The organism is Yoonia sp., assembly GCF_046498525.1.
Classification (GTDB): domain Bacteria; phylum Pseudomonadota; class Alphaproteobacteria; order Rhodobacterales; family Rhodobacteraceae; genus Yoonia.
In genome coordinates, this window is sequence record NZ_JAWOAN010000277.1 from 1 (window position 1) to 7,073 (window position 7,073).

The 7,073-nt window shown below is 58.8% G+C and carries 8 protein-coding genes; 2 read left to right on the forward strand and 6 right to left on the reverse strand.

Translation table 11 applies throughout. The features are described 5' to 3' along the window. Positions 1-89: 89 nt before the first annotated feature. On the forward strand, positions 90-908 hold the full coding sequence (locus R6T97_RS16215) for an enoyl-CoA hydratase (protein ID WP_410350326.1): 819 nt from the start codon (positions 90-92) through the stop codon (positions 906-908). Between the two features lie 44 nt (positions 909-952). On the opposite strand, the gene R6T97_RS16220 is transcribed toward R6T97_RS16215, so the two are convergent. From R6T97_RS16220 to R6T97_RS16230, 3 genes are all read right to left on the reverse strand, one after another. Then, a complete protein-coding gene (locus R6T97_RS16220) occupies positions 953-2,422 on the reverse strand; it encodes a carboxypeptidase M32 (RefSeq protein WP_410350319.1) in 1,470 nt (489 codons plus the stop codon). A 4-nt stretch (positions 2,423-2,426) separates the two neighbouring features. Beyond that, positions 2,427-3,563: a heme A synthase gene (gene ctaA / locus R6T97_RS16225; RefSeq protein WP_410350320.1), complete on the reverse strand. Its 1,137-nt coding sequence runs from the start codon at positions 3,561-3,563 to the stop codon at positions 2,427-2,429. Between the two features lie 94 nt (positions 3,564-3,657). Beyond that, positions 3,658-4,398, reverse strand: a complete 741-nt coding sequence (locus R6T97_RS16230; RefSeq protein WP_410350321.1) for an RNA methyltransferase — start codon at positions 4,396-4,398, stop codon at positions 3,658-3,660. A gap of 131 nt (positions 4,399-4,529) precedes the next feature. Between R6T97_RS16230 and R6T97_RS16235 the strand changes: the two genes are divergently transcribed. Continuing rightward, a complete protein-coding gene (locus R6T97_RS16235; RefSeq protein WP_410350322.1) occupies positions 4,530-5,156 on the forward strand; it encodes a thiamine phosphate synthase in 627 nt (208 codons plus the stop codon). Here the strand turns inward: R6T97_RS16235 and R6T97_RS16240 are convergent. The 3 genes from R6T97_RS16240 to R6T97_RS16250 all read right to left on the reverse strand — a co-directional run bounded on the left by R6T97_RS16240 (position 5,133) and on the right by R6T97_RS16250 (position 7,037). Then, positions 5,133-5,963: a lysophospholipid acyltransferase family protein gene (locus tag R6T97_RS16240; RefSeq protein WP_410350323.1), complete on the reverse strand. Its 831-nt coding sequence runs from the start codon at positions 5,961-5,963 to the stop codon at positions 5,133-5,135. The two genes, R6T97_RS16235 and R6T97_RS16240, sit on opposite strands and share 24 nt — an antisense overlap. Then, positions 5,956-6,735, reverse strand: coding sequence for a GNAT family N-acetyltransferase (locus tag R6T97_RS16245; protein ID WP_410350324.1), 780 nt, complete (start codon positions 6,733-6,735; stop codon positions 5,956-5,958). Before R6T97_RS16245 ends, R6T97_RS16240 begins: the two co-directional genes overlap by 8 nt. A gap of 122 nt (positions 6,736-6,857) precedes the next feature. Continuing rightward, positions 6,858-7,037 carry a DUF3553 domain-containing protein gene (locus R6T97_RS16250; RefSeq protein ID WP_410350325.1) on the reverse strand — a complete coding sequence of 60 codons (180 nt, stop codon included), beginning with the start codon at positions 7,035-7,037 and terminating at the stop codon, positions 6,858-6,860. Positions 7,038-7,073: the final 36 nt, after the last annotated feature.

The following is a 7,073-nucleotide window of genomic DNA, read 5'->3' on the forward strand; positions in this document are numbered from 1 at the left end:
AATTCGTCTGCCACCTGCGGAAAGGCTTCAACCAGAAAGGTTTGAAGCGCCGGGACATCCATCTTCTGTTTCATATCGTCTCGTGCTGCATTACGGTCCGGTCAAACAACACTGAAAGGGCCAAAATGACAATCCTGCTTCGTGAAGACAGTGACCATATCGCGACCCTGACCATGAACGCGCCAGAGCGATTGAACGCGCTGTCCGACGCGATGCTGTCAGCCCTGCACAGCACGTTCGATGACATCGCCGCGGACAGCTCGGTTCGGGCGGTCGTATTGCGCGGTTCTGGCAAGGCGTTTTGCGCGGGCCATGATTTGAAGGAAATGCAGGCGGGACGGCAGGCCGAGGATGGCGGCGCTACCTACTTCAAGGACCTGTTCGATCGCTGTGCCGCGATGATGCAACGCATCCAGTCCATCCCGCAGCCCGTTATCGCACAGGTCCACGGCATCGCGACTGCGGCGGGGTGCCAGTTGGTCGCCACGTGCGATCTGGCCATCGCGGATGATGAAACCCGTTTCGGGGTCAACGGTGTGAACATCGGGCTTTTCTGCTCGACCCCGATGGTGGCGCTTACGCGCAATATTCACCGCAAGGCCGCCTTCGAGATGCTGACGACGGGCCGCTTCATCATTGCCCGCGAAGCACAGGAGCTTGGGCTGATCAACCGCAGCGTCCATTCCGATGCACTGTCCCGAGAAACGACTGAAATCGCGCATAGCATCGCCGGAAAACTCGCGTCTGCGGTGCAGACCGGCAAGCAGGCTTTCTATACGCAGGCGCAAATGACCACAGCGGACGCCTATGCCTATACCGGAGATGTCATGGTCCGAAACATGCTGGTCGATGATACGAACGAAGGGATCAATGCCTTTTTGGAAAAACGCAAGCCCGACTGGTCATAGGCGGTCTTGGCCCAGTCAGACTTTCGCCGCAGGTGCTTTCGTGTTCACAGCCCGTAAATCCGGCTGAACTTGTCTTCGAGGTAATCCAGTAGCGGCGCTTCGCTGGGTGCCGCCCCTGTTGCATGTGTAATCGTTTCGACAGGTGTCCGCAGTCCGCCGAACTGTTGCAGGTTGCCCCGCAGCCAACCCGTCGCCTTGGATGTATCACCGCGCGCCAGATCATCATCAAGATCAGGCACTGCGGCGCGCAGCGCCATGTTCAGGCAGCCGGCATAGACATTGCCCAAGGTGTAGGTCGGAAAATACCCGAAAAGCCCCTCGGACCAATGCACATCCTGCAAGACGCCGTTTGAGGGCTTGTCGACGGCAAAGCCAAAATCAGCCACAAACCTGTCGTTCCATGCGGCCTCCAGATCATTCACCGCCAGATCGCCGGACATCAGCGCCCGTTCCAGATCGAACCGCAACAGCACATGCAGGTTATATTGCACCTCGTCGGCTTCGGTTCGTATGTATCCGTTATGCAGGCGGTTCACCGTGGCAAAGAAAGCCTCTTCGTCGGGAATACCGAAATCGCCGAACTGGTCGCGCATCTGCCCATAAAGCCAGCCGGTGAAGGCACGGCTCCGCCCCAACTGGTTCTCGTAAATCCGGCTCTGGCTTTCATGCACGCCCATCGACACGCCGCGCCCGAGCGGGGTCAGCAAGTGGGTTGCATCAATCCCCTGCTCATAGGCGGCGTGGCCGACTTCGTGGATCGTGGAATAAAAGCAGTTGAACGGATCGGTCGGGTTTGTGCGTGTCGTGATCCGCACATCAAGACCGGAGCCCGATGAGAACGGGTGCACCGCCTTGTCGATGCGACCATGTTCGACGCGGTAGCCAAAGGCCAGCGCCAGCTTTTGCGAAATCGCCAATTGTGCCGCCTCGTCAAAGGCGCCCGACAAAGCCTGCGGCGCAGGCTGATCGAGGATGGCTGCGCGCAAGTCCACCAGACGCGGGCGCAGTGCCGCGAACATGGCGCCAAGGCTGTCACCCGTCGCGCCGGGTTCATAATCATCCAGCATGGCATCATAGGGATCGGTGTTACCTGCAATCGCCGCAGCTTCTTCGCGGCGTAGATCAACCACCTTTTGCAGCATGGGCAGGAACGCTGCGACGTCTTCATCCGCGCGCGCCTGCGCCCAGACACGGTGCGCAAGAGACGTCGTTCTGGCCAATTCAGCAGCCAATGCGGCAGGCACCTTTGCCGTGCGCTCATAGTCGCGCTTGATATGGCGCAGATTGGCTGCGGCAATATCGTCTGCGGCCTCCGCCACTTCCAACCACTCGGCCACACGCGGATCAATCCGGCGGGCATGCAGGATATTGGCCATCGCACCATGTTCCTCGGCGCGCTGAGGTGTCGCGCCTTGCGGCATCATGGTTTCCTGATCCCACCCAAGGCGACCGGCAATCTGTCCAAGCGCCTCTGTCTCGCGCTGGAATTGCATCAGTGCGGTATATGCATTCATGGCCTCAAGCCCCTTTGATCGTTTGGGCAACCGGATATCGGGCAACGAAGCGCCCGCGCAGAATCAGCGCCCAGAGGATCACCGCGACAAGCTGATGCACAATCGCGATCTGCCATGGCGCGGAATAGATCACCGTCACAATCCCGATGACGACCTGCAACAGCATCACCGCCATGATCGCGTTGAAAACGAAGCGCGTGTTCTTGTTGGCGGAACGGCGGGCCCGCAGCCAGACAACGATCGCAAAGACGAAAAGCGTATAGCCCGCCATCCGGTGCATGAATTGCACAAGGCCTGCGTCCTCGAAGAAATTGCGCCAAACCGGGGTCAGCGACAAAGGTTCGGGCGGCAGGAACCCGCCAGCCATCAAGGGCCAGTCAGGAAAGGCACGGCCCGCATCGATCCCCGCGACCAATGCGCCCAGAATGATCTGGAAGAAAGCAAACCCGACAAGAACACTGCCCAGACGTGCGAGCCCCGCATCACCGCTGCGCCGGGCCTGCAAAAGGGCGGCCTGACTGCGGCCAAGCCGGTACACGTACCATGCGATGAAACCAAAGATAACGAAGGCCAGGCCAAGGTGCGTCGCCAGCCGGTAAGAGGCGACATCCAGCATCCCCTCTTCAAGGCCCGACGATACCATCCACCAGCCGATAAATCCTTGCAGCCCACCCAAAGCGCCGATGAACAACAGCTTCGGTGTCCATCCGGCGGGGATCTTGCGGGTCGCGGCGAAAGCCACAAAACCGACTGCCCAGACCAAGCCAATGAAACGGCCAAGCTGACGGTGTCCCCATTCCCACCAGTAGATGACCTTGAATTCGGCCATGGACATGCCACGGTTCTGCATCTGGTATTCCGGAATTGCGCGGTATTTGTCGAATTCCTCGATCCACGCGGCCTCGGACATGGGTGGCATGGCGCCGGTGACCGGCTTCCATTCGGTGATGGACAGGCCGCTGTCGGTCAGGCGGGTCAGACCACCCACGACGATCATGACGACCACCAGTGCAAAAAGCGCCATGAGCCAGACACGGATCGCGCCCCGAGCGCCCTGCCCTGCGCGGTCAATCCCGCCGGGGCTTGCTGCCTGCTTGGGGGTATCGCCCACATCTTCGAAGATACTGCGTTTTGTCGCCATCTTTGGTCTCCGCCTCGTCTGGGCTGATACCTAGAACCCCGATGGGTGATCCGCAAGCGTCAGGGTGCCACATGTCCAGCCCGACCTGCGCACCTTACCCGCGCTCTTTCCACCGCACCATCTGCCGCATCATCCCGTGCAGCATCTGCACATCCGCCCGTGTCATGGGCATCCGCGACCACATGTTGCGCAGATTGACCTTCATGCTCTCGGCCTTGTGTTCGGGATAGAAGAAACCGGCCTCCTCAAGCCGTTGTTCGTAATGATCGCTCAGCTTTTCAATCTCTATTTGTTCGGCCCAATCGCCTGCGGCATCAACGCGGGATGCATCCACCTCGACCGCTTCGCGGCGCCATTCATAACCTGTCAGCAGCACGCATTGCGCCAGATTGAGCGACGGAAACTCAGGATTCACCGGAACAGAAATGATTGCGTTGGCCCGTGCAATATCGTCGTTTTCCATGCCCGCGCGTTCAGGGCCGAACATCACGGCCACCTTCTGGCCCTCTGCGATGCGGGCGCGTGCATCCTGCATCGCAGCCTCGGGCGTCAATACCAGTTTGGTCAGCCCGCGCGGGCGTGCTGTGGTCGCATAGACATAATCGCAATCGGCTATCGCGGCTTGCGTGTCCGCAAATATCTGCGCCTCATCCAACAGCCGCCCTGCCCCGCTGGCCATCGCGACCGCCTTCTGGTTCGGCCAGCCATCGCGCGGCGCGATGATCCGCATCCGGTCCAGACCGAAGTTCCACATGCCACGCGCCGCCGCCCCGATGTTTTCACCCATCTGGGGGCGGATCAGAACGAACGAGGGCTGTAGGTTGGCGCTGGGCATGAGACTTCCTTTTGCAAGAGTGCCGCCTGATACGCCGCCACGTTTGCCAAGACAAGAACTCCGACACCCATAGCCATTCCGCTTTTTCCCCGCTAAAACGCGCAGGCAATTCAAAATACCGGAACACACCCATGTCGGACGCACAGGATCACCCGCAAATCTATCTGATCAGCCCGTCAGAGTTCGACCTGTCGCGCTATCCGGCGCAACTGGCTGCCTGCCTTGACAGCACCGAAGTCGCGTGTGTGCGTCTGGCGCTTGGATCAACTGACGAAGCGCGTATCGCAAAGGCTGCCGACGCGCTGCGCGAAATCACCCATGAACGTGATGTCGCGCTGGTCATCGACAGCCATATCCAACTGGTCGAAAGGTTGGGGCTGGATGGCGTGCATCTCAGTGATGGCTCGCGCTCTGTCCGGCAGGTCCGCCGCGACCTTGGCGATGATGCGATCGTGGGCTGCTTTTGCGGCAACTCGCGCCACGACGGGATGACAGCCGGAGAATTGGGGGCCGATTATGTCAGCTTCGGCCCTGTTGGTGAAACCCCTTTAGGCGACGGACGCCGCGCCGATCTGGAGCTTTTCGAATGGTGGTCGCTGATGATCGAAGTGCCCGTTGTGGCCGAAGGCGCGCTTGATGCCGATCTGATCCGCAAACTTTCCCCGCACACGGATTTCTTTGGCATTGGGGATGAGATCTGGTCGGCGGACAACCCCGCCGCCGCCTTGGGCGATTTACGGCGCGCGATGCTTGGCTAGGCCCGCACGCACCTGATTTTCCATGGCCTTCGCCAATGCCTTGCGGTCCCCAAAATCCGAAACTTTCACCGGTGGATGATAGACCACATGAACCGCGCCTTGTGGCTTTGCCGCAAGGGTCGACATCAGATGTGGACCGAACGCCATATCACCCCACCAGCCATAAAACCGCGGGTCTGCCCCTGAGGGTGCATGATACACGACGCACACCGCCTGTATCTGCAAGCTGTTCCACAACGCCGGATCGAAGAACGACCCGAAAAGAGCGGGCTTGAAGGGCAAGACCTGAAGCCCGTCCGTCGACGTGCCTTCGGGAAAGAACAGCAACTTGTGACCTGCCGCCAAACGGTTTTTGAACACCGCAATCTGATCGCGGACCTTACTGCGGTCGCGCGCGATGAACACTGTACCTGTCGCCTTGGCCAACCACCCGATCCCGGGCCAGTCTGCGACCTCGGACTTGGACACGAAATAGATGCGCTTGCGCGCATTCAGCGCAAAGATATCAAGCCATGACGCATGATTGGCGACCACCACACCCGCACCCTGCAGGGGCATCCCTTCTGTCGTATACCGGATACCCAGCAAGACAAACGCGCCGCGACAGACCCATTGCGTGATATAGGGTGTGACCGGACGCCGAAGCCCGCAAAGCGGCCGCTCCAGCAGGCGCACGACAACTAAGATCAGCAATCCACCGAAGACAAGCATGATCATCGAAATGGCCCGCAATACAAGACGGACCCAGCCCATCGCGCCATACCCGCCATGTGGGGGTGTGGTGTCACTGTGCCAGGTATCACCCACGTTTCATGCCTTTGGAAAGTATCGTTTTTTGCAAGTCCTTGATCGTATCGCTTTCGAAAATGATACAGATGTCTACGGTGTTGAAAGCATAATCGACAAAAGCGCCCTCTCCGACAGTCGCACCAACGCGCAGGTAAGCCTTGATCAGTGCAGGCATCTGGCGCACGGCCGCAATGCGATCCAATGCGTCCGGTCCCTCGATATCCATCGACAAGGCCGTGGGACCAATGGCTTTGACGCGCAAGGCGTCGCGCGCAAGATGTCTTTGGTGCAGCAGGCTCAGTGGACCGGACAAGGCCGCGACATCGGTTCCGTGGAAAGAGGCCACGCCAAAAAGCAGGTCGATCCGGCGTGTTTCAACATAGTCCGCCAGCGCTGACCAGAGATGAAACATGGCCTCACCGCCCCTGTAATCGGGATGCAGACAGGACCGCCCCAACTCCAGCAGCTTCTTTCCACTTTGATAAAACGGCCTCAGATCGTATTCCTCAGAGCAATAAAAGCGGCCCGCGGCCCTTGCCATGTCCTCGGTCATCACGCGGTAGACACCGATTACCTGATCCCCTGCGGCGCGCGCTTTATCCAGCAACAGGATATGATCGGCATATCTATCGAAGGTATCCTTTTCCAATCGCGCGGTATGGTCAACCAACGGTCCATCGCCGCCAAGTTCTGCGACAAACACATCATATCGCAGGCGCTGCGCTGCGCCGATCTCTTCATCGGTTCCTGCGATGCGGGTGGAAAATACGGCTTTGATTTGGGTAGTCATTGGGGTCTTCGCGGTCATACCTGTTGATCTGCGGGGAAATTAACCATTTGGCAACCAGTTGGGACGAGACATGAAGATGTGTTGAATAACGTCACTTGATCTGCTCTCCTTAAGGTTGTATTCTATTCATTAACCAGTATGAGTAGAACGTGTTTGCCATTAATGACAACTTTTCCCGCCTCCCGAAAATTCACCGTGATCTTGTCACCGATGTTGGATTGTATCTGTCCGGTGCCCCACTCTGGCTTGTCGGGATGGCGCACCAGCATGCCTGGCTCGAGGATTGCGTTAAAGTCGTTCATTCATCTTCTCTCAAAACGGAGGCTGCAATATGCAAC